Here is a 26989-nt window from a genome sequence, read left to right as displayed (position 1 = left end):
TTGTGTTAACTGCAATTAATCAACAAGCATAATGATAGACGTCCGCTTTTTAATTAAGTTCATAAAAAGATCAAAACTTTTTAGATCTTTTTTAGTTTTTAATTAATGACAACATTTGCTGCTCATCAAACTTTGTAAAGCTCATTGATTTATCAGTAAATAATGCATCAACAAGGGCTTGCTTGTCTTGCTGCATTTTAAATACTTTTTGCTCTATTGAGTTACTCATTATGAGCTTATAAACAAATACAGGATTAGTTTGGCCAATACGGTAGGCTCTATCAGTCGCTTGCTTTTCTACTGCGGGATTCCACCATGGATCAAAATGAATAACGGTATCTGCTTGTGTTAAGTTAAGGCCTGTTCCACCGGCTTTTAAGCTAATTAAAAACACGGATGTTTTACCACTGGTAAACTCGTCGATTACTTTATCTCGTTGACGCGTTTGCCCTGTAAGCATACTAAAGTTAATGTTTATTTCTTCAAGGCGTTGGGCTATTAAATCGAGAGCCGATGTAAACTGACTAAATATAATAATCTTACGACCCAGGCTTAGCATAAGCGGTAAGTGTGTTGTTAACCATTCAAGCTTAGCAGAGCCTGCTTGAGTATCTGGTTCTATTAATTTAGGGTGGCAACAAATTTGCCTTAACTTTAAAAGCGCCTCTAAAAATGCAAGCTTACTTTTTTGTGCGCCTTGTTCGGCAAATAAGTCTATTAGCTTCTCTTCTAATGAACGTGTAATGCCTTGGTACATTTCTTTTTGCTTAGGCTCAAACTCAAACTCTTTTGTAAGCTCTGTTTTTTCAGGTAACTCTTGCGCTACTTGTGCTTTAGTGCGGCGCATTATAAAGGGCATAATTAACGCTTTTAACTGCTCAGCCCTCTGCATATCAGCTTCACGCTCAATAGGCGTTTGAAAGTGCTGCTTAAAGTGCGCTTGAGACCCAAGTAACGATGGCATAGCAAAATCGAGTAACGATTTAAGCTCAAGTAAATTATTCTCGATTGGAGTACCACTTAAACAAAGTTTAAAGTCGGCATTTAAGCGTTTAACTAATCGTGAGACCTGTGCGGTATCGTTTTTAATGTATTGTGCTTCATCGAGGATAATATTTTCAAAATATAATGGCGAATAATATGCAATATCACGCTTTAAAAGCGGGTATGTAGTAAGAATGCATTGCGCTTGTGCTAAGTGTTGTAAAGGATCGTTACGGTTTGATCCAAAAATAGTGGTTACTTTTAAACTTTTAGCAAACTTAGTAATTTCGTTTTTCCAATTACTCACCAAGCTAGTTGGGCACACTATAAGTGTAGGGCCTGCTTGAGGGCGGTTAAATGTACTCGCTAAAAATGCAATAACTTGGAGTGTTTTACCCAACCCCATGTCGTCAGCTAAAATACCACCTAATTGATGACGTTTTAAAAAGCTAAGCCAATCAACGCCTTGCTGTTGATACTCACGAAGTGTTACTGAGTCATTTAAGCCATGTAATGAAACCTTAGGCATTGCCTTATCGGTATTATTTAACTCTTGTAAATATAGCTCAAGTGAATCGTCGTGAAGCTCTACGTTAATAGCTGTGTGCTTTACTAGTTCAGGTAAATACGAAAGCGGAATATTAAATTCGTCACGTGTTTTTACAAATTCAAAGCGTTCTTTAAATTCGTTTAATAAGTTAATGGCAGACTTATTAATAACCCCAAATTGACGACCAAGCGGGTAGTAATAAAACAGTTCACTTTGGCGATTCAATGACTGATAAAGCGAATCAGCATTAGTAAACAACAGCGCTGCTTTTGCGTCACACAACAATACTTTGCAGTGCATTTGATGCCCTGCTGCACGGTGTACATGTAAACTCACTTCACACTGTGGATTAGGGCTTGTTACTTTACTTACACTGACTTGCCAACCACGCTGCTTAAAGCCTGGGAATACTTCGTATATTAGCCAATGCAAATGGATAGGAGATTGCTTTGTAAATACAAGCTCACTTTGTAAACCCCCTTTACAAAATTCAAACCCCAGATTGATTAGCTCGTTAGTTACGGTGTTTTCAAATGCGCTATTTATAGTACTTGCTGGGGCAGAACCAGCTAAATAGTTTTTATTTTTATACTTAAATAACAGCGAAAGTGATAAACCTTGCTCGCCCATTGTTACTTTTAAAACAGCATTACTAGATAGCTTAGGTAACGTTGGCTGCAAGTTTGTAGGGTGCGGTATAACACCAGCGCCAAAGTTATCTGCAAGTTGTTTATATATTCTGTCAAAATTAGCGTCATGCAAAGCAGGCATAGTTTGTAAATGCGCTATTTCGTCTGCACTCAATGGTGTACGAAGACGACCCGCTTTTAAATGATCTAAATCGAGGTAAGTAGGCGGTGTTGTTTTTAATAAAGCCCAGTTTTGGGTTTGCTCGAGCTTAATAACTAATTGTGATAGATCTTTATCTTGCTCCCAACTAAAACTCAATGCTTGGCCAGATTGCGCTTTAATTGGCACGCGAGAGCGCTGAAAAAACAAGCGTTCAGTAGCTATCAATTGTTGTAGGGCACTAAAGCCCCATTGGCCTTTTAGCTCAATACTTCCTACTGCATTTTGTGAACGTATCCAGCTAAATAATCTAAAATCACTTTCGAGTAAATCATTTGGCGTTACGAAACTATTTAACTGTTGCTCTGTGAGGTTTCGGCCTAACGTATAATTTTTTTTAGTCTCAAAATTAGCTATTTTAGGTGTTAAAAATACTTTGTTATTTTCAATATCTAATACAAATAATAATACTTGCGACGGTGTATGCTGATCACTACTTTTAAGAGCGCTTAATTCACTAAACCAATCATTAATGAAGTAATCTTCACCGTATTCACCCGAGTGCTCTATTTTAAGCTTAAACAAAATAGCAGCTAAATGTCGGCATTTGGTTTTTGCATTACACGTACAGTGTGTATCAACAGAATAACCAGTTGGTACTTTACTGATCTCAATACGTTGGTTAAATGATGATCCGTTATCCACTTGCACGGTAGAGTCTACAACAGAAAAATTAGGGGTATGCTCTAGCCAGGTGATTTGACCTTTCTTGTAGTACTCTTTGCCTTTATCTAAGACATTTTCGCGGAAAAGTTTTTTAATAAAGCGTTCAGAAAGAGGAAACTGGGTAGCCTGCTCATTTTTAATTTCTTCAAAAATAGCCATTAAATCATTTTTTGATAAGTTAGCAGACATGTCACTCTAAGCATTAAATTTTAAAAATAATTCTGCCAGTATATGCCTTATGTGCTCTGAGCTAAAGCACTATTAACAAGATATAAACTGGTTGGAGCTGATAGCTTAGTAAAAAATCGGTTTATAGGTAAAAATGAGTATAAAATTTCGCAAAATATTAGGCACTACATACAAATATAAAGATTAAACGACACGTTATAGATCACAATTTTACTAACAATAATAATTAACCAAGAGCAAATAGCTAAAAGGGGGCGATTAGTTAGTAAAAAAGTGATCTTGAAGAGGAAATATGATTATTTAAGGTAGGATTAGGCTAGTAAAGATCAGATTTTTACTAACAAAACAATCTGTCAGATCAGTATTTAACTAAGTAGACATGTCTGACAGATCATTATTTAACTAACTAATTAAAGGCACTTAATAGCTTAGTTAATTGTTCTAAGCGTTTGTCTGTCATCACTTTATTGTCGATTTTGATAGACACATCACCACTTTTTAAATTGCGTTGTACCGATACAAACTTATTTTCAAGTACAGCTTCACGCTTAACAGCAGCTTGAGGCTCAGCAGTTAGGCATTTGGTGATTGCCATTGCACGCTTGTCGTCACTTGTAATGGCGTTTAGCTCTTCATCACTAGCTAGGTCACTAACAAGTTGATTAAACGCCTCTTGGTCTCTCTCCTTTGCGCTCATGAGCTTTTTAGCCACTTCGCGACCCACGTGATTCGCAGTAGGGTAGAGTGCAATAACTTCAGCAGGTATTTGTTCATACGCTTTAACAGCATCAGCAATGGCGGTGTGTGATACACCTTCAATTGCAGCAATCTCTCTGTAAGATCCTTTTCTACCTTGTTCAATAAGCTCATTTTTAGTTTGCTGGTAAGCTTGTCCCAGCTCCCATAAACTTGGAGCGATATATTGATCTGAAGATACAGCTAAAATTTTAGCGTCTTGCTCAGTAAAGTCACTTGAACTAAGTACTAAATAATCAGCGTTGCCTAAAATACAGGCCATACGACGGCGAGAACCTGCTAAAACTAGGCTTTTATCACCCTGATCCCAAAGTAACGCAGGGTGCTGATTACGGCCATCCTCTGCAATGGCAGGTAGAATATCCGATACTGACTTTTCGTTAAGAAGTGCTTGTACACGGCGATTTTTACCGTACACACCTGTTGTAGATTCAATGTCAGCGTGTGCGATCACTTTGCAAACAAGTGTAATTTGGCGCTCAGGATCGCTCGGTGCTGGCATGCGAATTACATCACCAGCATTTGCTTGTTCAAGTAATGCGTCAAGGCTACTACTTCCTACAGCTGTTGCAAAAGGATCTAAGCGGGTGTCATTTTTACGTTTTTTAGCCATTTTTATTTAACATCCTTACTTAGGGGTATTGAGTGTTGATTGAGTTGACTGCCAATTTGAACGAATAAGCATTTCTAGCTCATCGACCACATCTTTAATATTTTCTTGAGCGCGCATTAGTGATTCACGGCTTGCTAAGCTGTCTGATGCTTTTTGATCAAAAATAGTATTGAAAGACGAAGAGCTAGCAGTAATCGCCGAGCTGTGGTTGATTGGGTAACTCATAACTTGGCGACCAAATGCACTACGAACATCTTTAACAATATCGCGCTGTGAGTGATTACCTTTTACATAGTTAGTCACTAAAAACTGCATAAAGTCCCATCCCTCATGGCCAAGTGCCGCAACGGTATGGTAAATCTCACCTAGTCGTTTTAAATATTTATTATTAGCATCAAAGTCTACAGCTTCTGGATGAACAGGGATAAGCATCGCAGTAGAAGCCATTAATGCATTATAAAACATAAAGTTAAGAGTTGGAGCTGTATCTATTAATATAATATCAAACTCGTCTTTAACAGGCTCAATTACTTTTTCAAGTAACTTATGGTAATGACGAGTTTGCTCATAATTTGAGGTGTCTTTGAGTAATGTTGCAGTTTCGTGCTCAAAATAAAAATCGTCCATACCTGATGGTAGTACACGAATATTTGGGATGTGCGTTGATAAAAATGAGTTTGAAACAAATTCAGGCCATGTTTCGCCCTCATCTAAATCTATACAATCACGCATTAAATCACCAACAGTAATTGGGTCATGCTCGCTTGAAGGAAAAAAGCTTGAAGAAGAACCTTGAGGATCTAAATCAATTATACCAATGCGATAGCGCTTAATATTTGTAGTTGCCAGCGCTGCTGCAATATTAACCATGCTGGTTGTTTTGCCACAGCCACCTTTGAGAGAATTAATGACAATAACTTGCAGTTTGTCATCACCAGTACGATGATCTGGTTTAATATCCATAATATCAGCCATAGCAAAAATGTTTACTAATGTGTAAGCATAATGACCATTGGCGCCGCGTTTTATGTTTAAATCATCAAAGTCACCGTTGTCATGACGTCTTTTTAAAGTACGATTATTACAACCTAATAAATCGGCAGCTGCTTTTTGCGTATAAGTTCTTAATTCTTTTTCTTCTGATTTAAGATGAGCACGATAGTGCTGAATACGACCTTCTAATGATTTTTCAGCTACTTCGGCAGTTGCTTTTAAAAGCCGGTAGGTACTTAACGCATTATTATTGATAGACATACTTTCTTCCTCAAAGTTAGGCAGTTAGTATAATGTCCATTCAAATTGCTGTAAACAACTATTTAAGACGACATGCATTTTAAAAAGAAGACATTTAAAAATACTTTTACACCTTTAATATTGCTTAGTATAAATAAAGAAGTTTAAAGGTGGTTAAATATATAAGGTAGTAAAGGTTAAGGGCCTTAAATTAACACATAACATTATGATTAATATAAACAATATAAAAAAAAGCAGATCAGCGTTATACTTGGTTAAGATCAGATCTTTATCTACCTGCAGATCACCTTTTTACTAAGCCTTCTTTTTTAAATCAAGTTATGCACAGGTTGCGCATAAGGTTATGAACAAAAAAAGCCCTTGAGATCAATTTTTTACTAAGTAAATTATAAAGTTATGCACTAACCTTAGCGTCAATAGGTTCGTTTAATTAGTATAGATCTGATCTGTACTTGGTACAGATCAGATCTATGCTAACTCGATAAGCCTTTATCCACAGGGATATTAATTTTATTATGAATTTGTCGTGCTAAATTTTAAAATAAAGCCATTGTGATGGACAAAATAACAGCTGAGTTAGTAAAAAACAGATTTGTGATGACCCAGTTAGTAAAAATATGATCTGAAATCGCAAGTTATATACATTACTTAGTATAATAGTGATCTAAACGTTTTATTTAAAGTCAGATCACTTTTATACTAACTTAAACATTTAACTTTTGTTGTTTAATGTGTTGTTATTAGATGTCGCAATAAAAATGGAAATAAGAACAATGAGCCGAAAGGTCAACATCTCGGTAGATAATTTGCCCGATACACTCAGGGGCCAAATCCACGGGGTGGAAAGTGCAATTGATAACGAAAGTTTAGCACTATTTACAGACAACAAAGACGTGCGAATTTCTATTGAAAATGCAGCTCATGGTTTACGTGCATATTCAAACACGTTTAATCATTATGATTTGTGGGGACGCTTTGTACGCTCGGGCTATAAAAAATTGCCACTTGAAGAAGCGCCTAAAAAAACAATCATTACGCGTAAAATATCAGAGAAAGTAGATGGTATTTTATACGATGGTGAGATAAAAATTACCCCTGCTGTTGTCAGTACTCGTAAAGATGGTGAAGATATTGAGTATCTTGTTTGGCCATCAGACAGAGAAGAAAAAGTAGAACGAGCACTTATTCGTTTAGCTTCTAAAGGCAAAATAGTTAAAATTAATTTTAAGTCCGGTATTCAATACGCAGTTGTTTTTTCTATGAACGAATTAGCGCAAGAGCTCAAAGCGGTAGGGCAGTCAATGCCATATCCTGCAATTAAAGAGTCACTTGAAGCATTGCAAGGTTCTAAACTTTCATTTAAATATTCAGCAACCGATACTAAAAACTCCGATATAGATGATTCGTTTTACGAGTCAAATATGAACTTTTTATCGTCACTTCACTTTAGTGGCAAAAAAGGTCAAGGTGGTAATGTAAAGTGTGTGGCCTGTTTAAATGCGTTCGTTCATAACATGATTGATAACCTTGAATACAAAGGATATTACTTTAATAGTGCACAAGAATTAAAACGGGGATTGTCGCGTTGGATGATGCTTCGTTTGTATCACCTTTGGCGTTATGCAGCTCCAGGTAAAACGTATCATTTTAGATTACTTTCTATTATGGAAAAATACGGATCTATTTATTCAACTGATGATATTACGGAAAATAAATTAAAAGCGCTTCGTCGTGATATGACCACCACAATGAAAGATTTGATTGAAAAAGGTGCTATATCAGAATACAGCATTACAAACGTCAAAGATGACAAAACTGGTAACATTATTGATTACACATACGAAATGCACCCCTCTGATCAGTTTTGCGATGAAATACTTACATTGAACAAACACAACAAACGCATTGAGATTCAAGGCGGTAAACGTATTGTTGAAAATGCAGTGTTAATCGATGAAGATAAAATAGAAGAGATAGTAGAAAAATAATAAACGTTATTTTAAATACTGTACATATTTAGTAAAAAGGCCACATATTGTGGCCTTTTTAACATAATAGCTATCGGTCAACTTGTTCTAAATATAGCCTATCAACTAAAAAATCATACTCACGTTTTCGAGGATGAGCTTCGGGTTTTTTATAATCAGGTAAGATACCTAGTTTAACGTCTGGTTCTGGATTAATCAGAATAAATGGTAATGCGGCGCTCACATGATAGCGGTTTTGTGCTGTGTATCTCACATTAACTTGAGGGCTTACGCGAGTAGGGCGACGAATTCTTAATTTTTCCTTTTCACCTAAACTAGCAACCCGTAATTGTTCTTGAGCTACAAGTGATTGCCATTTTTGTTGATCTATCATTCTTGGATTTCGATAACTGGCCGATTTGTCGAGCATTTCGAGGGCCATTTTTTTAGTCAACGTTTTAGTTGCGTGCTTGTGCATCCAAGTAAACCTAACGGAAAATGGTGATTCGCTCTCACTGTGAATCTTACGATAAGCAGCAAGTGTTATTAAATTTGGTATTGCATTATGAACAGCCTCAAATCGGGCATCGTTATTATCAATTGCCAATATACACTCTTTGAAACTAGCTTTAGCTTTGTTAACTTGTGCTATACGATTATTTAAAGCTTGTTTATCTGCATTTTTAATAACAAGTAAACCAGGGTGCCTTTTTAACACGCGACTGCTTAAGCCCGATTTTTTATAAATGTCAGAAAAGGAGTTTAAAATTGCCTTTTGAGCCGGCGCTCCAGTTATTTTAGAGACAAGTATGGACTCAGGAACCTTATTTTCATCTAAACTACTTACATCAGGTAACTGATAGTACTCTGCTCTGGAAAACTCACATTCATTTAATTCCTCAATTAACCTTAAAGTTAATTCGTTCATTAAATCAAACTGACTCCTAATTTGCACTTTAGTAACCACGGCACACCTCAAAGAACACATCTTACAAACCCCATATTATTGCATGCACTTTACATTGAGTAAATATTTAATAAAATTACGCTCGGTGTTCAGATAATATGCAAAGCAGAATGAGTATGATGTGTTCTTTTGTAGGTAAATAGTTCTACTTATTCCTGTAATCTAGTACTGTCTTATTGATTAAAGAGCTAGTCCGTTCAGAGCTTAATTGCCCATGTAGTGTAATAAATGGGGATGTAAAATGAACTTGGTGCGGTTAAGTTCTAAATAATAGTTTTGGTTTTGGTTGTTTCTCTAATTAGTGATTAATATTATAACGTGTTTAACTATGGGTTTATCATCCAAAAGCTCAGCATGTCGTACATGCTTTTTACATGAGAGCCATTTAAGGCATCACTGGCAGTTAAGTTTTTAGTTATCACAAGTTGCTAAATAACGCTGGCGGCAGGGTGGGAAGATGCGTGGTGAATCAGCAGATTAACCTCGTGTCAGTTGTAAGTATATTCTGGCATCAGAATAATCAACAGCGCTATTCTACTAGGTTTAAAGTGCATATAAATGAGCAACACAAAATCCCATATCATATATTTAGGCCTGCACATAGCCCCTGTCAGTTAATAATTAATTCAGCACGTAAAGTTAAGATTACATTTAATGCAATTTAAGTATGATGTGTTCTTAAGTAAAATACATATAATATACCCTTGTGCCTTATTTATTCTCAATGTGTTAAAATTGAAACTAATTAACTCTAATTGTATGTTTTAAATCACTTTAGTCTATTTGAAATAAAACTAAAGTGATTGTTATATAACCACCTGAGTTAAGTAAAATTACTTTTATACTTAACTCATAACTAAATAATTGGAAAATAGTGAATTTAGTCCTTGAACATAGGGGTCTGCATACGTTAATTTCTTCTTATCAGGTAATGTAGGAATGAGGAAAAATTATGTCATCGTGGAACCCAAATAGCTGGAGAGAGCTGCCAATACTGCAGCAGCCACAGTACCCAGATCAAGAAATACTTAAATCAGTTGAAGGCCAATTAAAAACGGCTCCGCCTCTAGTTTTTGCAGAAGAAACAAGAAGCCTATTCAAACAACTTGAAGACGTGTGCGAAGGTCGTGCATTTTTACTTCAAGGTGGTGACTGTGCCGAGTCGTTTAGCGATTTTAATGCCGCTAATATTCGCGATACATTCAAAACAATTTTACAAATGGCTGTTGTATTAACTTACGGCGGTAAATGCCCTGTAGTTAAAATAGCGCGTATGGCTGGTCAATACGCTAAACCTCGTTCAGCAGACTTAGAAACAATTAATGGCGTGTCTTTACCATCTTACCGTGGCGACATCATCAATAATATTGAGTTTACAGAAGAAGCGCGCATTCCAGACCCACAACGTTTAATGACTGCATACCATCATAGTGCTGCTACGTTAAACTTATTACGTGCATTTGCACAAGGTGGCCTAGCCGATCTTCACCAGGTTAACCGCTGGAACATGGGCTTTGTTGCTGCAAATCCACTTAAAGAAAAATACCAACAACTTGCAGATAAAATTCAAGACGCACTAGAGTTTATGGAAGTGTGCGGAATTAACTCTACAATTGCGCCAAGCTTAAAAGAAACCGATTTATACACTTCTCACGAAGCTTTATTACTTGGTTACGAAGAGGCACTAACACGTCGCGACCATTTATCGGGTGATTGGTACGATTGTTCTGCTCACTTTGTTTGGATTGGTGAACGTACACGCCAACTAGACCATGCACATATTGAATTCTTTAAAGGCATTAAAAACCCAATTGGTGTTAAAGTTGGCCCAGGTATGGACCCAGATGACCTGATTCGTTTAATTGACGCATTAAACCCAGATAATATTCCTGGTCGTTTAACGCTAATTACGCGTATGGGTGCAGACGTACTGCCAGAAAAACTCCCAGCACTAGTAAGAAGAGTTCAACAAGAAGGCCGTAAAGTAATTTGGAGCTCAGATCCAATGCACGGTAATACTGAAAAAGCGACTTCAGGTTACAAAACGCGTAACTTCGATAATATCATGCGCGAGATCAGTCAGTTCTTCGCTGTACACAAAGCTGAAGGTTCATACGCAGGTGGTGTTCACCTAGAAATGACTGGTCAGCACGTAACAGAATGTACAGGCGGTGCTTACGGTTTATCTGACGATGACTTAGCACAGCGTTACAAAACACAGTGTGATCCACGCCTTAACGCCGACCAAGTATTAGAGTTAGGCTTTTTAGTCGCTGATTTACTAAAAGACGCACGTAAATAATATTTATTGATACTAAAAAAACCGCTTAGTTGCGGTTTTTTTATTTCAAATTTGATGAGTAAGTTAGTACTTACGTCGCTCTAAATCTGTTTCTATCAGTATTTTTGCAGATATTTCTTCAACAGAATGATGCGTAGAATTAAAGTAAGCTATTTTGTGACGCTTATACAACATTTCCACTTCGCGCACCTCAATACGGCACTGTTTAATTGAAGCATACTTAGAGTTAGCCATACGTCGATGCCTTATAGCCGCAAGCCTCTCAGGGTCAATCGTCAGCCCAAATAACTTATGTTTATAAGGAACTAAACATTTAGGCAAACCTTCATTATCTAAATCTTCTTCTGTAATAGGGTAGTTAGCCGCTTTAATGCCGTACTGCAGTGCTAAGTATAAGCTTGTCGGTGTTTTACCACTTCTGCTAACGCCAATTAAAATGATGTCTGCTTCGGAAAAGTTTTTAATATTTCCGCCATCATCATTCATAAGAGCATAGTTAACCGCATCAATTCTAAAATCATAACTTTTTTCGTGGATAGAATGCGTACGATGCATTTTTGGAACAGGAGCTACATTGAGTTCTTTTTCGATTTTTTCACTATACGTAGTTAAAAAATCATACGTAACTGCATTAGCCGATTTTATAATTTCACTTAAATTGTGATTCACAAAAGTAAAAAACACGAAAGGCTTTTCACCTGTTTTTGCAGCGGTTGCATTAATTAAAGCTTTAATTTCGTGCGCTTTTTCTTCAGTTTCTACAAATGGAATTGTTTTATGATTAAAATCGATAGGAAACAATGACAAAGTCGCATGCCCAAACACCTCTGAAGTAATCGCTGTTCCATCTGATATATAAAAAGCAGTTCTCATAATTAACCTTTTTATTGCGTTTAAATCCCTAAAATGGGTTTCCCACGGTTTACGTGAGGACTGTTGCCAGTGTAGAATGATGATGACCTTTATAAAAGGTTTTCTTTCTTAACTCTCACAGTTAGACCTACAATTTGTTTTTTTGGAGAAAGATCCGTGCAAGAATACGTTCTCTGGTATCAAGAGCTTGGTATGCAAGATGTTCCTCGAGTTGGCGGTAAAAACGCGTCACTTGGCGAAATGATTTCAAACCTCGCAAACGCTGGTGTACAAGTACCGGGTGGTTTTGCAACTACCGCAGATGCTTTTAATGAGTTTCTAGATCAATCAGGACTCACCGCCAAAATTCATGACATCCTAGATACACTTGATGTTGATGATGTAAATACACTCGCTAAAGTCGGTGCCGATATCCGCCAATGGATAATCGACACACCATTCCAACCAAACCTAGATCAAGCCATTCGCGACGCATATAGCCAACTCCATGGCGATACTGCAGCAGATGTTTCATTTGCAGTACGTTCATCAGCTACCGCTGAAGATATGCCAGATGCATCATTCGCAGGCCAACAAGAAACTTTCCTTAACGTTGTCGGTATCGATTCAGTCATGGTCGCTATTAAACACGTATTTGCTTCATTATTTAATGACCGCGCAATCTCATATCGTGTTCACCAAGGTTACGATCACCGTGGTGTAGCGTTATCAGCAGGTATACAGCGCATGGTACGTTCAGATAAATCAGCATCTGGCGTAATGTTTAGTATTGATACAGAGTCTGGTTTTGAAGACGTTGTATTTATTACATCAAGCTACGGCTTAGGTGAAATGGTTGTACAGGGCGCGGTTAACCCTGATGAATTTTATGTTCATAAACCAACACTCCTTAAAAATAAACCTTCAGTAGTACGTCGTAATATCGGCTCTAAAGCCATACAAATGATTTACTCAGAAGATAAAGCACATGGTAAGCAAGTAGACATCGTTAATGTTGACCCTGAGCTTTCTAATAAATTTTCGATTACAGATGAAGAAGTGCAAGATCTTGCCAAACAAGCTGTAATCATTGAAAAACATTACGGTCGTCCTATGGACATCGAATGGGCAAAAGACGGAAACGACGGCAAACTATATATAGTTCAAGCACGTCCAGAAACTGTCCGCTCAAACGAAGACTCAAACGTAATGGAACGTTTTCAATTAAATGGCACAAGTAATGTACTTGTTGAAGGCCGTGCAATTGGTCACAAAATTGGTAGCGGTGTTGTACGTGTTCTTGATTCAATCAAAGAAATGGATCAGGTACAAGTAGGCGATATTTTAGTTACCGATATGACCGACCCTGATTGGGAACCAATCATGAAACGTGCAGCAGCTATTGTTACAAATCGTGGTGGCCGTACGTGTCACGCGGCAATAATTGCACGCGAACTTGGTATTCCAGCAGTTGTTGGTTGTGGTAATGCAACTGATTTAATTAAAGCGGGACAAGAAGTAACAGTATCGTGCGCCGAAGGCGATACCGGCTTCATTTACGAAGGTATTTTAGATTTTGAAATACTAACGTCACGCGTTGATAAAATGCCAGAACTACCAATGAAAGTAATGATGAACGTGGGTAACCCCGATCGCGCCTTTGACTTTGCACGCTTACCGCATGCAGGTGTTGGCCTTGCGCGAGTTGAATTTATTATCAACCGTATGATTGGCGTTCACCCTAAAGCGTTATTAAATTTTGATGCGCAAACAGATGCATTAAAAGCAGAAATTACTGACATGATTGCCGGTTACGAATCACCAGTAGAGTTTTACATAACAAAACTGGTTGAAGGTATTTCAACGCTTGGTTGTGCTTTTGCACCGGAGCGTGTAATTGTGCGTATGTCTGATTTTAAATCAAACGAATACGCAAACCTAGTTGGTGGCCAGCAATACGAGCCAGAAGAAGAAAACCCAATGATTGGTTTTCGTGGCGCCGCACGTTATATCTCTGAAGACTTCCGCGATTGTTTTGCACTAGAATGTGAAGCTATAAAACGCGTAAGAAACGACATGGATATGGCAAACATTGAAATCATGATCCCATTCGTACGTACCCTTGAAGAAGGTAAACGCGTAATTGAATTACTAGAAGAGCATGGCCTTAAACGTGGTGAAAATGGTCTTAAAGTAATCATGATGTGTGAGCTGCCTTCAAATGCATTACTTGCTGATGAATTTTTAGAAATGTTTGATGGTTTTTCTATCGGCTCTAACGATTTAACACAGTTAACGCTTGGTCTTGATCGTGATTCAGGTTTAATCGCACATTTATTTGATGAGCGTAACCCAGCAATTAAAAAACTACTTTCTATGGCAATTAAAACAGCTAAAGAAAAAGGCAAGTACGTAGGTATTTGTGGTCAAGGTCCTTCAGATCACGAAGACTTTGCAGCATGGTTAGTAGAGCAGGGCATTGACTCTGTTTCACTAAACCCAGACACAGTAATAGAAACATGGTTATACCTAGCTAAAAAATTAGCAAAGTAATAAATAGGTAAGCTATAAAAAATGCCAGCAATGTATTGCTGGCATTTTTTTATACCCAATTAAAAGTAAGTTAACGGGCTAATTTTTTATCTAAATAAGCACATGATTTAGTTAACGCCTTTTGACAAAGTGATAAGTAATGTCGCGCTTTAGGGTAGTAAAACGAAAAACACAATAAACCCGCCATAAAAAATATAAGCGATGGGCCAGGAACAATCGCAAAAAATAATCCTAGCAAAATAAATAGCACGCCACTGATCTGTAATAGTAATTTTTTCATATAACACACCTCATTACTCGTTAACTTGAGTATAATTTAAGCTGCATTAAAATCGACTAAAAGAGTGTTACAAACTGTAAAATCTTCAATTTCTATTCGCCATCACCATGATATAATTAGTCAAATGCCCTAAGATATCGCCGTCATGATAGCAACAATTACACAGCAAGATGCCGCGACAGAACTTGTCGCAAATTACCTAAATACCATTGCAAGCCAAGGTTTTAGTGGAGATACCGATGCAAGTTATGCAACGCGTATTACTGCTTCAACCGATAACAGTGTGTATCAGGAAATACCCCAAGGTGTTATTTTTCCAAAAAATGAAAAAGATATTCAACTCGCACTGCAAACTGCATCTCGCGACCCATTTTTATCATTAACTTTTGGCCCTCGTGGTGGCGGAACAGGTACTAACGGTCAATCGTTAACACCAGGTATTGTTGTAGATTTGTCTCGCTATATGCGCGAAATCCTCGAAATAAATGTAGAAGAAGGCTGGGTACGCGTTCAAACTGGCGTAATAAAAGATCAACTTAATGATTTTTTAAAACCTTATGGTTTTTTCTTCTCACCCGATTTATCTACTAGTAACAGGGCAACTATTGGTGGCATGATAAGTACTGACGCCTCTGGGCAAGGTTCGTTAGTTTACGGAAAAACAAGCGATCATGTTTTAGGGCTTACAACTTATTTAGTCGATGGTACGCCTATGTGCACCTCACCAATAGACATCGACAAAGCAAAAATTATAGCCGAGCAAGACTCTCTAATTGGTAGTTTATATAAAACAGTTTTAGATATTTCAGTTAATGAACGCGCAGCTATTTTAGCTAAGTTTCCACGGTTAAATAGGTTTTTAACCGGCTACGACCTAGAGCATGTGCTAAGTGATGACTTACTTACTTTTGACATGAGCCGCTTAATAACGGGTTCAGAAGGCTCATTAGGTATAGTAACTGAAGCTAAATTAAACCTAACGCCTATTGCCGAATTTAAAACCCTTATAAATATCAAATACGATAGTTTTGATTCTGCACTTCGTCATTCACCGTTTTTAGTTGATGCACGCGCAACATCGGTAGAAACCGTTGATAGCAAAGTTTTAAACTTAGCGCGTGAAGACATCATTTGGAATTTAGTATCGGACTTAATAACCGACGTACCAAATAAAGATATGCAAGGCCTTAACATGGTCGAGTTTAATGCAGTATCAAACGATGATATAAAAGACAAAGTAGACACGCTTTGTAAGCTTCTAGATGAATGCGTAGCAAATCAAACTAATGGCGTTATTGGTTATCAGTTAACCAGTGATAAAAGCGATATACTAAAAATTTACGCAATGCGTAAAAAATCAGTGGGTTTATTAGGTAATGTAAAAGGCAGTCAAAAACCACTCGCCTTTGCAGAAGACACTGCAGTACCCCCTGAAAATTTAGCAGATTATATTGTCGAATTTAGAGCATTACTCGACAGCCATAATTTACAATATGGTATGTTTGGCCATGTTGATGCAGGCGTTTTACACGTACGCCCAGCACTTGATATGTGCGACCCAGAACAAGAAAAACTACTTAGAACTATTTCAGATCAGGTAGTAAAACTAACCGCTAAGTACGGTGGTTTAATGTGGGGCGAACACGGTAAAGGTTACCGAAGTGAATACAGCCCTGAATTTTTTGGTGAGCATTTATATACGCAACTTCGTAAAATAAAAACAGCTTTCGATCCTAACAACCGCATTAACCCCGGTAAAATATGTACTCCTATCGATAGTGAAGACTCACTAGTTAGTGTTGATGGACAAAAGAGATCGCACTTCGATAAGCAAATATCAATAGAAGTTAAAACCAGTTTTAACAATGCAATGACCTGTAATGGCAATGGCATATGCTTTAATTACGATGAAAATTCACCTATGTGTCCATCGTATAAAGTAACTGGCGATCGTCGTAATTCACCAAAAGGACGCGCAAGTTTAATGCGCGAATGGCTTCGATTACAAGAGTCAAAAAATGTAGATTTACTCGAAGTAGAAAAGCAACTTAACAAAGGTGAAGTCATTACCTGGTGGGAACGTTTTGTTCACAGCCGCGAAAAACGAAAAGGTATTTACGACTTTTCTCACGAAGTAAAAGCGTCAATGGATGAATGTTTAGCATGTAAAGCATGTACAACTGCTTGCCCAATTAAAGTAGATGTTCCTACTTTTCGGTCGCGCTTTTTAAATTATTATCATAGTTATTATGCGCGTCCGCTAAAAGATTACCTTGTTGGTAACATAGAAAACAGCGCGCCATTAATGGCAAAGTTTGCAAAAGTTATAAACCCAATTGTTAAAACATCATTAGTAAGCAATGTTATTAAAAAAACAGTTGGCTATGTTGATACCCCACAGCTAAGTATTCCTGCACTTTCAAAGCGTATTACTAAAACACAAAAATTTGATTTTGATTTATTAAATAAATTAAATGCAGAGCAACAAAGTGAATATGTATTAATAGTACAAGACCCATTTACGAGCTTTTACGAAGCCGAACTAGTAGAAAGTTTTATTACTTTAATAACCCAACTTGGCAAAAAACCAATGCTATTACCTTTTAAACCAAATGGTAAACCGCAACACGTAAAAGGTTTTTTGCATGAATTTAAAGTTACAGCTAAAAATGCAGCTGAGTTTTTAAATAAATTAAATGATATTAATGCACCGCTAGTCGGTTTAGATGCGTCACTCGTTATGTGCTACCGCGATGAATATAATACAATTTTAGAAAATAACCGTGGTCAATTTAATGTGCAACTTGCCCATGAATGGTTCGAAACACAATCGTTCAAATCACTAAGCGCAAAGCAAAATACAGATACCGAATTTACATTACTGAGTCACTGTACTGAAACAACTGCACTGCCAAAAGCAGCAAATGTTTGGCAAACAATTTTCAGTGATATTGGTTTAACATTAAAAACAACAAATACAGGTTGCTGTGGAATGGCGGGAACTTATGGCCACGAAGCACAAAATCAAGATAACTCACGTGCACTTTACGAAATGAGTTGGAAACCAATTGTAGATAAAAATAAACCAGAGCAACTTTTATCTACGGGCTTTTCTTGTCGCAGCCAAGTTAAACGTTTTGAGAAATTTAAACCAAAACACCCAATTGAATTACTCGCACAGGTACTTAGCTAATAAAAGTTAAAAAAAGGCGTAACTTAAAAATAAGTTACGCCTTTTTTTATTAATACCCATTCGCTTAATTAAATGATCGTTTTTGAGGCTGGAAAAACGCCTTAATACCTCGGCAAAAAATTCACTAATTTTTATAACAGCTATTTAGATTTTTTAGCGAAACTGTCTGCAATTGGCTTTGTACTTATACCATGTATAAATACACTAAACAAAATAGTCGTCATTGCTATTGTCGCAATTTGATATTTGTTTTCTATTTGCGTATCAATCACCATCAATGTAAAAACAATTGATGCTAATCCTCTTGGTCCAAACCATGCAAATGTAAAACGCTCTTTAATATTCAATGCCGTAAACTGCAGAGACAACATAACTGGAATTATTCTAATTAATGTTGTACTTAATAAAGCGTAAATTATAATTTCAGTATTTAATTTCGGAATAACTAAGTAAGCACAAACAAACCCGAACAAGCACCAAATCATTAGTGATGTGAAATCTGCAATGTGCTCTGAGTCTTCAATTAATTCTGTTCTAACTTCTTCAGTCGAAAATTTATCAAATAATAAGCCTGCAATAAACACCGCAATAAATCCACTGCCATGAAAATACTGAGTGACAGAAAAAACAGCCATAGCAAAACCAAGTAATAAAAACGGACTGGTATTTTGTGCAAAGTAATGACGTTTCATTGCAAAGTTTAAACTCGGTATAAAAACAGCAATACTTATAATAGCTATTAATAAAGCCAAGCCAAGCTCTCGTCCAAACACACTTAATGTTTGTGTTGCGGTAATAGCTGAATCCGGATTTTTAGCGAGTAATATAAATATTAAAAATATGGGTACGCATAATCCATCGTTCAAACCACTTTCAGTATTTATTCCTTCGCGTATTTTTTCAGGCACTTGTGTACTTGCTAATAGCCCTTTACTTAAAGCTGCATCGGTAGGCGTTAAAATAATTGCGAGCAACGCCGCTTGAATAAGTGAAAGCTCAGCAAAGAAAAATAAAGCAACAGCAATACCGAGTAATAATGTTAAAGGTAGGGCAACAAACAATAGTAAACTAGGATACTGAAAACTATGCCTTAGAACACTTAGCTTTGATTTAGCTGCATCTGAAAATAAAAATATACTTAGCGTAAGCTCTATAAATGGTAATAAAAGATCAACGCCTTCTTTTATTTTATGTCCTTCGTTGGGTAGCATAAAAGCTAAACATATTCCGCCGACAACAAAAAACATTGGACCTGTTACTTCTGTTTTTTCTAATTGGCGAAGTGTTAAAGAATAAATTAAAAATAGTCCGCCTATAAATGCTATTACTAAATACTCCATTAAATTTTCCTTTTAAGTCCTGATTTTGCTCGCTCTTTAATATTTGTTTGAATATAAATTTGATCGGTAGTCGCAATTTTAGAATGACCTAAATCTTCTGATAAATGTTTAAGCGGTCTAGTTTGCGCATCATGTGTGGCACCAGTATGACGAAGCCAATGTGCAGTTGCAGCGCCAAGTTGTTCAGCATCATCTTTAAAACCATCATCAAGTAATGATTGCTGAGCATAATCAAAACTTTGTTGAACTAAACGCCTAATTTGCCTTACGGTCATGCCACCTTGACCGCGAATTTTATGAACTAACGGCTCAGATTCATCAACCCGAGGAAGGGCAGGTAGCCCTCGATATAATCTGTATCGTTTTAAATATTCAACAAAATCATCACTTAAGGTTACATCTCGTAATTTATTACCTTTACCCATTATACGTAAAAACCAAAATCCATCATTATCTTGCCAAAAATGAGACATTACCGGCGACCATTGTGGGCGCTCAGATAATTCTGAAATTCGTAAATAAAGACCTTTTAAGCAGGCAAGCGTAAATAAGTTTCGCTCTAAATCAGGGTTATGTTCGCATAAATCACGCGTTACACCAAAAACGTATTCCCATTGAATATCACTTAATGTATCAGGAATTTGAATTTGTGATTGAACAACTAAATACGGGCTATTTTTTTTAACAACAGGGACAAAGTTCGCGAATGTTTTTTCTTCGAGTAGGGCAAACTTATAAAATACATTTAAGGCAGTAAACATGGCCGATAAAGTTTGTTGGCTGGCAGTTGATTCTTTTAGCATAAAAGGGCGCCAATTTTGATTTAATCTACGAATTCCTTGCTCATCTTTATAACGCCATTGCACTGAAGTTGCAGCCCATTCTTTATCAGGTTCAACCATAAAATCAACGTAAGCTTCAATATCTTCACGTTTTAAATCGAATACTGATTTTTCTGCTATTAACCACGACCATAAATAAAAGCGTTCAAGTTCATTTCGAAAACGGCTATAAGTGGCTTCTGACTTGCGGCCATAAACATATAAAAACTGATATAAGAATGTCAGATCGGCTTTTGATTCAGTTACAGTCAAGCCAATTTCCTGTATAAAGGATGCAAGTTCTGGGTATTCTGAATTTAGAGTACCGTCATCTAGATGGGCAATTTGATATCTTAATTGTTTTAACGTATCAACCAAAGCAACAAGCATAATGTATAAATATTCAATTAAATAATAGGCTTACAGAATAACGTTAAAGTCCGATACTGTCTAGTATTGGACATAGTAAAGCTCTAATTATTTTAATGCCGTGATTATTCTATGGTTGTTGGTTGCTATATCTTATTAAGGAAAAATCATGAAAAAACTAATTATACTAAGCGTACTTGCTTTAACTGTTGCGTTAACTGGATGTGCTACTACAGGTAGTGCATCACCAAGCGAAAAACGTTCACTTGTACAAAGTATGAAAACAAATACATTAGATAAATTATACGCTGAAAAACCTGACGTTAAAAAACAAATTGCTAATTCGGCTGGTTACGCTGTTTTTGATAACGCGAACGTAAATGTTGTTTTAGCCAGTTTTGGTGGCGGTTACGGCGTAGTTAAAAATAACCTTACTGGTAAATCGACTTACATGAATATGGGTGAAGCCGGTTTAGGGCTTGGCTTAGGCGTTAAAGATTTTAACGTTGTAATGGTTTTTCATAACCAAGCTGCACTAAATAGATTTATTGAACATGGTTGGGCATTTGGCGGAAACGCTGATGCAGCAGCAAAATATGAAGATAAAGGCGGTGCACTGGTTGCCGAAGCGATTGCAGATCAAGTTACTGTATATTCTGTAACCGAAAATGGCCTTGCACTACAAGCTGTATTAAAAGGTACCAAGTTTTGGGTTGATTCAGAGCTTAATTAACCCCCAAATTACTCTCCTAAAAGCGAGCTGGTTTGTATAATCACGCTCGCTTTATTAAAGCTCACCAAATTTAACATAACGTAATTTATGGGTTGTTTTTAGTTATTCTAAAATTTTTCACTACGGTATATAAGCTACCAGAATTAAAATTTTAAATTCATCTAGTTATTTTACTTATTTTTATTTCGTTATTAATCTCTTTAGCTTCCATTTTGAAAGCTATATCTCTGATATTACCTATGTCTAGATTCATTGCATCATCAGAAATATTATTAGGATAGAATGCAAACCTGTATTCTTTTTGATGTGAAAACTCTATTCTTTTCTTAAATATCGCATCATCATCTGTGAATTTTCCTGAGAATATTTCAGGGTCATAATATTCGATTAAACCAGCTTTAAAATTTAATTGCTGTTGTTCAGCTTTATTCAATACTCTATTAATAAATTCTTCTACATTTGTCACAATCACAGCTTTTCTACCCAGCCCCAAACAGCTTTCAGATATTTTTAATTCTTCAATTAATTTTGGTAGATTTTCTTGAGTCAATTCAAAATTTTCCGTTTGGTAAGATGCATACAAACAGAAGATGTTAACATTATCATGGTAGTTCATATTCATTGATACATTACCAACAACATCCTTTAAAGTAACACCATTTATTTCAATTATTAATTCTTCTGCTTTATACCAACTAACAACTCCTTCATGCTTATCACCTCGATTTCCTAAAGCTTCATCATAAAGTTTTCTAAAATAAGAAAGTTTTTTTGAGTGAAGAAATCCATCTAAAAACATTTCAGCATGTTTATCTTCATCAAAAATTTTTATTAAAAAATATATATACTTATCCATAACAATCCTTATTAATTTATATTTATAGTTCCTAACAGATTTAATCTATTATCGTTATATAACCACCTTATATTCTATAAGTACATAATTTAAAATATTTAAATTGCCATAAGATAACATCTATACTGCGAAACTAGACATTTGCTTATCTACTTCTAGCATATTAAACATACCGTAATTTATGTGTTGTCAGTAATTAAATTATTAATATTACTTCAAATAAAATTATCATTATTTAATTTTTTATCAAACGCCTCAGCCAATTTCTCAGTTTCACTAAAAACAGTATTCCAGTATTTTATACGTGTATCTGCATCGAGATCGGTAAAGTCGTTTCTGTCTGGGATTTTTCCGTAAGGTAAGCTTGCTATAAATTCTTTTGATGGAGTGATCATCACCACATTATCGTAATTAAGTGGTGATACTTTACGTTTTAAATTTTTATCGAACCACCCTGCTTTTGGCTCTGAATTAAAATGCGGATATAAAATAAGTCCTGGGTTATTAATTTTTAAATCAAAGTGGTAATCAATTATTCCGCCATCGCGATATATTCCTTGCGGCGAGCCTGCAATATTTTTTATGCCTTGCATAACAAGTGGTATTGAACCCGATGCAAGTAACGCATCTTTTAAATTATGTTGAGTAAGCGCTATGTTTTGCGTTTTAAAATTGTAACTGTCGGTGATTGATAAGTCACTTGTTGCTGGGCCAAATATAAAACGCTCATACTGCGAGCCTAATAATTTTCGGTTAACGCGGTTAAGCATGTAACTTTTTGATAAGCCCATTAACTGTATTAATTTATTTTCGCTGGCAATAAAGCCATTCGATTTTGCTACTATAAAGTGCGCTTTATATATTGGGTTATTTATAATTTCGGTTACGCCGTTATCGCCAAAAACATCTTCAAGTAATGCGCGCGCTTTTATTGTTATTTCATTTGGTGTTGGTTTATTACTTGAGTACCTAGTTTGCGAATACGATTTTGCTAAGCGCTCAATGGCAGCAACGGGATCGTTTTGTGCAAAACATGCAGAGCGAAAAGCGCCAGCAGATGATCCAATTAAATTAAGTGGTTGGGTGCAGTTTTTAAAAAATTCACCAAAAATATATTTATCTAAGCCAAATAAAGTAAACCATTTAGGACCGCCACTTGCACCTAAAAAAGAGGTGAAAATTTCAGGTTTAAAGCCCTGTTCGTTAATAATTTTAGCCGCTGTTTTCCCTGCGTGAATCTCGATCATCTAAAAAATTGTGCCTTTTATTTTGGTTGCTATAGTTATTTTACAACACCGGAAGTGAATATTTATGCAAAGTAAAAAGCGGATTTATGTTGCCATAAAACCGCTTTTTATAGTTAAGTGTGCTTAAAATACGTGAGTTAGTCCCAAATGCCGTCTTCGCATTTGCCCTGTACTTTTACATCTTTTACTTTAAATTCGGGCTCTAAACCTTTGTCTCTTTGTGCGTGGTAATCGCTCGTAACAGACAAAATAGTCGGCGTTAACAGTATAATAGCGATAACGTTAACCACTGTCATTAACCCTAAGGCAATATCGGCTAAATCCCAGACTTCTTTTAATGTGGCCGATGCGCCCCACAACATCATTGATAAATAAAGCAAAGTGTAAATGCCGCGCCCTACTTTGTTGTCGAGCTTAAATAAGTGCAAGTTGCTCTCTGCATAGGCGTAGTTTGCCACCACCGATGTAAAAGCAAATAAGGTAATAGCGGCTGCTACAAAATAAACACCACCTTGTGCTAAATGAGCAGTCATCGCGCTTTGTGTTAAACGAATGCCTTCCATTTCACCGCTTATGTCTATATCGGCCAATAAAATGATCACAGCGGTACAGCTACACAGTACGATTGTATCGAAAAATACGCCTAGCATTTGTATGTAACCTTGCGTTACAGGGTGATTAGGAATTGGGCTGGCACTTGCTGAAGCATGCGGCACACTACCTGCACCGGCCTCATTAGAATATAAACCACGTTGAATACCGTTTTTAATCGCAGCGCCCATTGCACCCGCTCCGGCTTCTTGTAAACCAAATGCTGATAAAAATACATCCTTAAGCATGGCGGGTACTTGCGTGAAATTTATAACCGTAATAATAACGGCGGCAAGTACAAATACAATGCCCATTATTGGTACAACGCGCTCTGCAAATCGGGCAATTGCTTTAAAGCCACCTAGTATAATTGAGCCTGCTAGTACTGTAATAACCAGACCTGAATAAAATGTAGGAACTTCAAACGCGTAGTTGAGTGCGTCGGTAATTGTGTTAGTTTGCATTGCGCTAAACGTAAAGCCGTAACCTAAAAACAAACACGCGGCAAACACAATTGCAAACGCCCGGCTACCCAAACCTTGTTGAATATAATACGCAGGGCCGCCTCTAAACTCGCCGCCACTATCACGCACTTTATATACTTGCCCAAGTACGCTTTCGGCAAAGCCTGTAGCCATACCCAATATGGCTATAACCCACATCCAAAATATAGCGCCGCTGCCGCCAAGAGAAATTGCAACTGCCACACCGGCTAAATTACCGGTACCTACTCGTGCGCAAAGCCCTGTACACAACGCTTGGAATGAGGAAATATCGTTTTTCTTACATTTGCTACTGCCTTTTAAAAGGCTAAACATATGTTTAAATTTAAGTATTTGAATTGCCTTTAATCGTACTGAAAACCATACCCCCGTAAACAAGAGTATATAAATAAGTACCTGACCTTCTCCCCATAAAAGGTTGTTTACGCTTTTGACGACGGTATCGAACATTGCTAATTCCTTCTTATATTTTTTATATTAATACCCTTTTTTGGGTATAACGGCATTTGCTTGCGACATCGACTAAAAATTTAATGCAAATAAGGCAGCTAAGCTGCCTTAAAACTATACATTATTTATTTTGCAAATGAACTCCTGCAATCATGCACCTAACTGAGCCACCAGCCGACTCAATAGTAGGTATTGGTAATGGCACAAGCTTAGCCGTTTTTTGTATAACTGTTATTTGTGCCGGTGTAAGTGCATTAAACGCAGTTTGCGATAAGGCTAAAATACGACCATTTTTACCTTGTAGCTCAATAGCATTGCCACAAAAGTTATTAATTTGCTCAAGCGTTAAATCGATAACTTGATGATGGCTTTTTAAAAAATGTTTAGCTAACTGTGCACGTTGTTCAATTGGCACCATATTTAAACTGATCATTACAAATTTTGTAGCAATACACATTAAAACATTAGTGTGATAAACCGCAGTTCCTTGCTCGTCATATGCGTTAAACACTATGGGTGATAGTTTTAATTGCTCACATATTGTATTAACCACCGACTTGGTAGTTCTTTTTGATTCTACCGCGTAAGCGAGTTTATTTTGATGATCGATAACCAGTGAACCAGTGCCTTCAAGAAATGAATTTTCTTTCGATAAAAATGAATAATCAGTCACTGAAGACACTTTATAGTGATCCGTTAAAAAATCAATAATATCTTTTCGATATTCTAACCTTCTGTTTTCTACAAACATTGGATAGATTATTAATTGGCCACTTTGATGAGTTGAAAACCAATTGTTAGGAAAAACTGAATCGGGAGTGTGTGTTTGCTCATCTTCAAAAAGGTGAACTGTTACCCCTTCATTTTTTAATATTTGTACGGCATTAGTCACTTCTTTAAATGCTTGTTCACTTTGGTTTTGTGCTAAACATTCACTTTGAAATGCGTTATCGAGCATTGTGTGTGGGTTAGATGTAAAGTGATGTGGCCTTACCATCACTACAGCTCTGGGGGCTTGGTTTACTTCGCTCATGCCACGTGCTCTTTTACTAATGGTTGATCACTAAGCACTGAAAATAAATTACGAGGATCCGCTTGTTGTGTAATTAAATCAAGCAAAGCAAACTCGCCCGTTTTAATTAACTCATCACGTATAAATACCAGTGCGGTAAAGTCTTCGCTCGCAAAGCCAACGCCGTCAAAAATGGTTAATTCATCTTGGCTAGTACGCCCAAGCGACTGCTTATTAATAACGTTATGAAACTCAGTTACTGTAAAGCTTGGACTCATTTGTTGAATTTCGCCCTCTATTCGAGTTTGTGGCTCGTACTCAACAAATACATTAGCACGCTCAAGCAATCTAGCATCTAACTCTGTTTTACCTGGGCAATCACCACCTATGGCATTAATGTGCACACCTTGTGGGATCATGTCATTTGTTAAAATAGTAGCGTTAGTTTTATCAGCAGTACAGGTAGTGATGATATCTGCCCCTTTTACTGCCTCTTGTACACTATTACAAATAGTCACGTTTAATCCGCATGCACTTAAATTAGCAAATGCTTTTTTAGAGGCGCTTTTATCTATATCGTATAAACGAATATGCGTAATACCTAGTACCGCTTTAAAAGCGAGAGCCTGAAACTCTGATTGGGCACCATTGCCTATTAAAGTAAGGGTTGTTGAGTTTTTAGGTGCTAAATATTTAGCTACCATTGCAGAAGTTGCGGCTGTACGTAGTGCTGTTAGTAAACACATTTCGCTTATCATAACCGGATAGCCACTATCTACATCGGCTAAAATACCAAATGCAGCGACTGTTTGAAGTTCTCTAAAGGTGTTTTTTGGGTGACCATTTACATATTTACAGCTGAACATTTGGCCATCACTCACTGGCATTAGCTCTATTACCCCCTCTGGTGAGTGTGCTGCATAGCGAGGTGACTTATCAAACTCTGTCCAACGGGCAAAGTCGGTTTCTAATTTATGTGTTAGATCTAGCAGAACGTTTTCGACCCCTAAGCTATTTATAAGCTTAGCCATTGCCTGAACGCTAACAAATGGAACGCCTTGTTTTGGCTGTGCTATAAAATGACTCATGCTG

The 26989-nt window shown here is 36.8% G+C and carries 18 protein-coding genes; 5 read left to right on the top strand and 13 right to left on the bottom strand.

All coding sequences use genetic code 11. The features are described 5' to 3' along the window. Positions 1-91: 91 nt before the first annotated feature. The 3 genes from FFU37_RS17360 to FFU37_RS17350 form a co-directional block, all read right to left on the bottom strand. Positions 92-3238: a DEAD/DEAH box helicase gene (locus FFU37_RS17360; protein ID WP_138490108.1), complete on the bottom strand. Its 3147-nt coding sequence runs from the start codon at positions 3236-3238 to the stop codon at positions 92-94. A 406-nt stretch (positions 3239-3644) separates the two neighbouring features. Further along, positions 3645-4607: a transcriptional regulator gene (locus tag FFU37_RS17355; RefSeq protein ID WP_138490107.1), complete on the bottom strand. Its 963-nt coding sequence runs from the start codon at positions 4605-4607 to the stop codon at positions 3645-3647. Positions 4608-4622: 15 nt separating this feature from the next. Next, a complete protein-coding gene (locus tag FFU37_RS17350) occupies positions 4623-5861 on the bottom strand; it encodes an AAA family ATPase (RefSeq protein WP_039488911.1) in 1239 nt (412 codons plus the stop codon). 773 nt (positions 5862-6634) lie between these two features. Here FFU37_RS17350 and FFU37_RS17345 point away from each other — a divergent pair. After that, positions 6635-7849, top strand: a complete 1215-nt coding sequence (locus FFU37_RS17345) for a hypothetical protein (protein WP_024596523.1) — start codon at positions 6635-6637, stop codon at positions 7847-7849. A 70-nt stretch (positions 7850-7919) separates the two neighbouring features. Here the strand turns inward: FFU37_RS17345 and FFU37_RS17340 are convergent, their stop codons facing one another. Beyond that, entirely contained in the window at positions 7920-8795 is an 876-nt protein-coding gene (locus FFU37_RS17340; protein WP_039488913.1) for a DNA replication terminus site-binding protein, read from the bottom strand. A 952-nt stretch (positions 8796-9747) separates the two neighbouring features. Here FFU37_RS17340 and FFU37_RS17335 point away from each other — a divergent pair. Beyond that, positions 9748-11097 carry a class II 3-deoxy-7-phosphoheptulonate synthase gene (locus FFU37_RS17335; protein WP_024596521.1) on the top strand — a complete coding sequence of 450 codons (1350 nt, stop codon included), beginning with the start codon at positions 9748-9750 and terminating at the stop codon, positions 11095-11097. A gap of 63 nt (positions 11098-11160) precedes the next feature. Here the strand turns inward: FFU37_RS17335 and ppsR are convergent, their stop codons facing one another. Beyond that, a complete protein-coding gene (gene ppsR / locus FFU37_RS17330) occupies positions 11161-11970 on the bottom strand; it encodes a posphoenolpyruvate synthetase regulatory kinase/phosphorylase PpsR (RefSeq protein ID WP_138490106.1) in 810 nt (269 codons plus the stop codon). Positions 11971-12126: 156 nt separating this feature from the next. Here ppsR and ppsA point away from each other — a divergent pair, with 156 nt between their 5' ends. Beyond that, entirely contained in the window at positions 12127-14502 is a 2376-nt protein-coding gene (gene ppsA, locus FFU37_RS17325) for a phosphoenolpyruvate synthase (protein ID WP_138490105.1), read from the top strand. Positions 14503-14572: 70 nt separating this feature from the next. On the opposite strand, the gene FFU37_RS17320 is transcribed toward ppsA, so the two are convergent. Continuing rightward, positions 14573-14782: a PGPGW domain-containing protein gene (locus FFU37_RS17320; RefSeq protein WP_039488918.1), complete on the bottom strand. Its 210-nt coding sequence runs from the start codon at positions 14780-14782 to the stop codon at positions 14573-14575. A 145-nt stretch (positions 14783-14927) separates the two neighbouring features. Between FFU37_RS17320 and ydiJ the strand changes: the two genes are divergently transcribed. After that, positions 14928-17975, top strand: coding sequence for a D-2-hydroxyglutarate dehydrogenase YdiJ (gene ydiJ, locus FFU37_RS17315; RefSeq protein ID WP_138490104.1), 3048 nt, complete (start codon positions 14928-14930; stop codon positions 17973-17975). A gap of 140 nt (positions 17976-18115) precedes the next feature. Here ydiJ and FFU37_RS17310 read toward each other — a convergent pair whose 3' ends face one another. Further along, entirely contained in the window at positions 18116-19315 is a 1200-nt protein-coding gene (locus tag FFU37_RS17310; RefSeq protein WP_138490103.1) for a cation:proton antiporter, read from the bottom strand. Further along, positions 19315-20526 (bottom strand): tyrosine-type recombinase/integrase, encoded by a 1212-nt coding sequence (locus FFU37_RS17305; RefSeq protein ID WP_033040017.1) that lies wholly within the window; start codon positions 20524-20526, stop codon positions 19315-19317. The genes FFU37_RS17310 and FFU37_RS17305 overlap by 1 nt, the downstream gene beginning before the upstream one ends. A 148-nt stretch (positions 20527-20674) precedes the next feature. Here FFU37_RS17305 and FFU37_RS17300 point away from each other — a divergent pair, with 148 nt between their 5' ends. Beyond that, positions 20675-21238: a lipid-binding SYLF domain-containing protein gene (locus FFU37_RS17300; RefSeq protein ID WP_024605345.1), complete on the top strand. Its 564-nt coding sequence runs from the start codon at positions 20675-20677 to the stop codon at positions 21236-21238. A gap of 157 nt (positions 21239-21395) precedes the next feature. Here the strand turns inward: FFU37_RS17300 and FFU37_RS17295 are convergent, their stop codons facing one another. From FFU37_RS17295 to ocd, 5 genes are all read right to left on the bottom strand, one after another. Next, positions 21396-22094, bottom strand: a complete 699-nt coding sequence (locus FFU37_RS17295; RefSeq protein WP_138490102.1) for a hypothetical protein — start codon at positions 22092-22094, stop codon at positions 21396-21398. A 215-nt stretch (positions 22095-22309) separates the two neighbouring features. Next, positions 22310-23341 carry a patatin-like phospholipase family protein gene (locus FFU37_RS17290; protein WP_138490101.1) on the bottom strand — a complete coding sequence of 344 codons (1032 nt, stop codon included), beginning with the start codon at positions 23339-23341 and terminating at the stop codon, positions 22310-22312. 137 nt (positions 23342-23478) lie between these two features. Continuing rightward, a complete protein-coding gene (locus FFU37_RS17285; protein ID WP_138490100.1) occupies positions 23479-24885 on the bottom strand; it encodes an alanine/glycine:cation symporter family protein in 1407 nt (468 codons plus the stop codon). A gap of 121 nt (positions 24886-25006) precedes the next feature. Continuing rightward, on the bottom strand, positions 25007-25918 hold the full coding sequence (gene ctlX / locus FFU37_RS17280) for a citrulline utilization hydrolase CtlX (RefSeq protein ID WP_138490099.1): 912 nt from the start codon (positions 25916-25918) through the stop codon (positions 25007-25009). Continuing rightward, positions 25915-26985, bottom strand: a complete 1071-nt coding sequence (gene ocd, locus FFU37_RS17275; RefSeq protein WP_138490098.1) for an ornithine cyclodeaminase — start codon at positions 26983-26985, stop codon at positions 25915-25917. Before ocd ends, ctlX begins: the two co-directional genes overlap by 4 nt. Positions 26986-26989 lie beyond the last annotated feature (4 nt).

Source organism: Pseudoalteromonas distincta, assembly GCF_005877035.1.
GTDB lineage: Bacteria > Pseudomonadota > Gammaproteobacteria > Enterobacterales > Alteromonadaceae > Pseudoalteromonas > Pseudoalteromonas distincta.
Note: the sequence above shows the minus strand (reverse complement) of the source record. Positions and strands in the feature narration are given on the sequence as shown.

Bases quoted from the DNA above. Each gene is read 5' to 3' on its own strand.
- ocd (WP_138490098.1), bottom strand. From the start codon at position 26,985: ATGAGTCATTTTATAGCACAGCCAAAACAAGGCGTTCCATTTGTTAGC.
- FFU37_RS17350 (WP_039488911.1), bottom strand. From the start codon at position 5,861: ATGTCTATCAATAATAATGCGTTAAGTACCTACCGGCTTTTAAAAGCA.
- FFU37_RS17285 (WP_138490100.1), bottom strand. From the start codon at position 24,885: ATGTTCGATACCGTCGTCAAAAGCGTAAACAACCTTTTATGGGGAGAA.
- FFU37_RS17310 (WP_138490103.1), bottom strand. From the start codon at position 19,315: ATGGAGTATTTAGTAATAGCATTTATAGGCGGACTATTTTTAATTTAT.
- FFU37_RS17355 (WP_138490107.1), bottom strand. From the start codon at position 4,607: ATGGCTAAAAAACGTAAAAATGACACCCGCTTAGATCCTTTTGCAACA.
- ctlX (WP_138490099.1), bottom strand. From the start codon at position 25,918: ATGAGCGAAGTAAACCAAGCCCCCAGAGCTGTAGTGATGGTAAGGCCA.
- FFU37_RS17300 (WP_024605345.1), top strand. From the start codon at position 20,675: ATGAAAAAACTAATTATACTAAGCGTACTTGCTTTAACTGTTGCGTTA.
- FFU37_RS17335 (WP_024596521.1), top strand. From the start codon at position 9,748: ATGTCATCGTGGAACCCAAATAGCTGGAGAGAGCTGCCAATACTGCAG.
- ppsR (WP_138490106.1), bottom strand. From the start codon at position 11,970: ATGAGAACTGCTTTTTATATATCAGATGGAACAGCGATTACTTCAGAG.
- ydiJ (WP_138490104.1), top strand. From the start codon at position 14,928: ATGATAGCAACAATTACACAGCAAGATGCCGCGACAGAACTTGTCGCA.
- FFU37_RS17345 (WP_024596523.1), top strand. From the start codon at position 6,635: ATGAGCCGAAAGGTCAACATCTCGGTAGATAATTTGCCCGATACACTC.
- FFU37_RS17360 (WP_138490108.1), bottom strand. From the start codon at position 3,238: ATGTCTGCTAACTTATCAAAAAATGATTTAATGGCTATTTTTGAAGAA.
- FFU37_RS17305 (WP_033040017.1), bottom strand. From the start codon at position 20,526: ATGCTTGTTGCTTTGGTTGATACGTTAAAACAATTAAGATATCAAATT.
- FFU37_RS17295 (WP_138490102.1), bottom strand. From the start codon at position 22,094: ATGGATAAGTATATATATTTTTTAATAAAAATTTTTGATGAAGATAAA.
- FFU37_RS17290 (WP_138490101.1), bottom strand. From the start codon at position 23,341: ATGATCGAGATTCACGCAGGGAAAACAGCGGCTAAAATTATTAACGAA.
- FFU37_RS17320 (WP_039488918.1), bottom strand. From the start codon at position 14,782: ATGAAAAAATTACTATTACAGATCAGTGGCGTGCTATTTATTTTGCTA.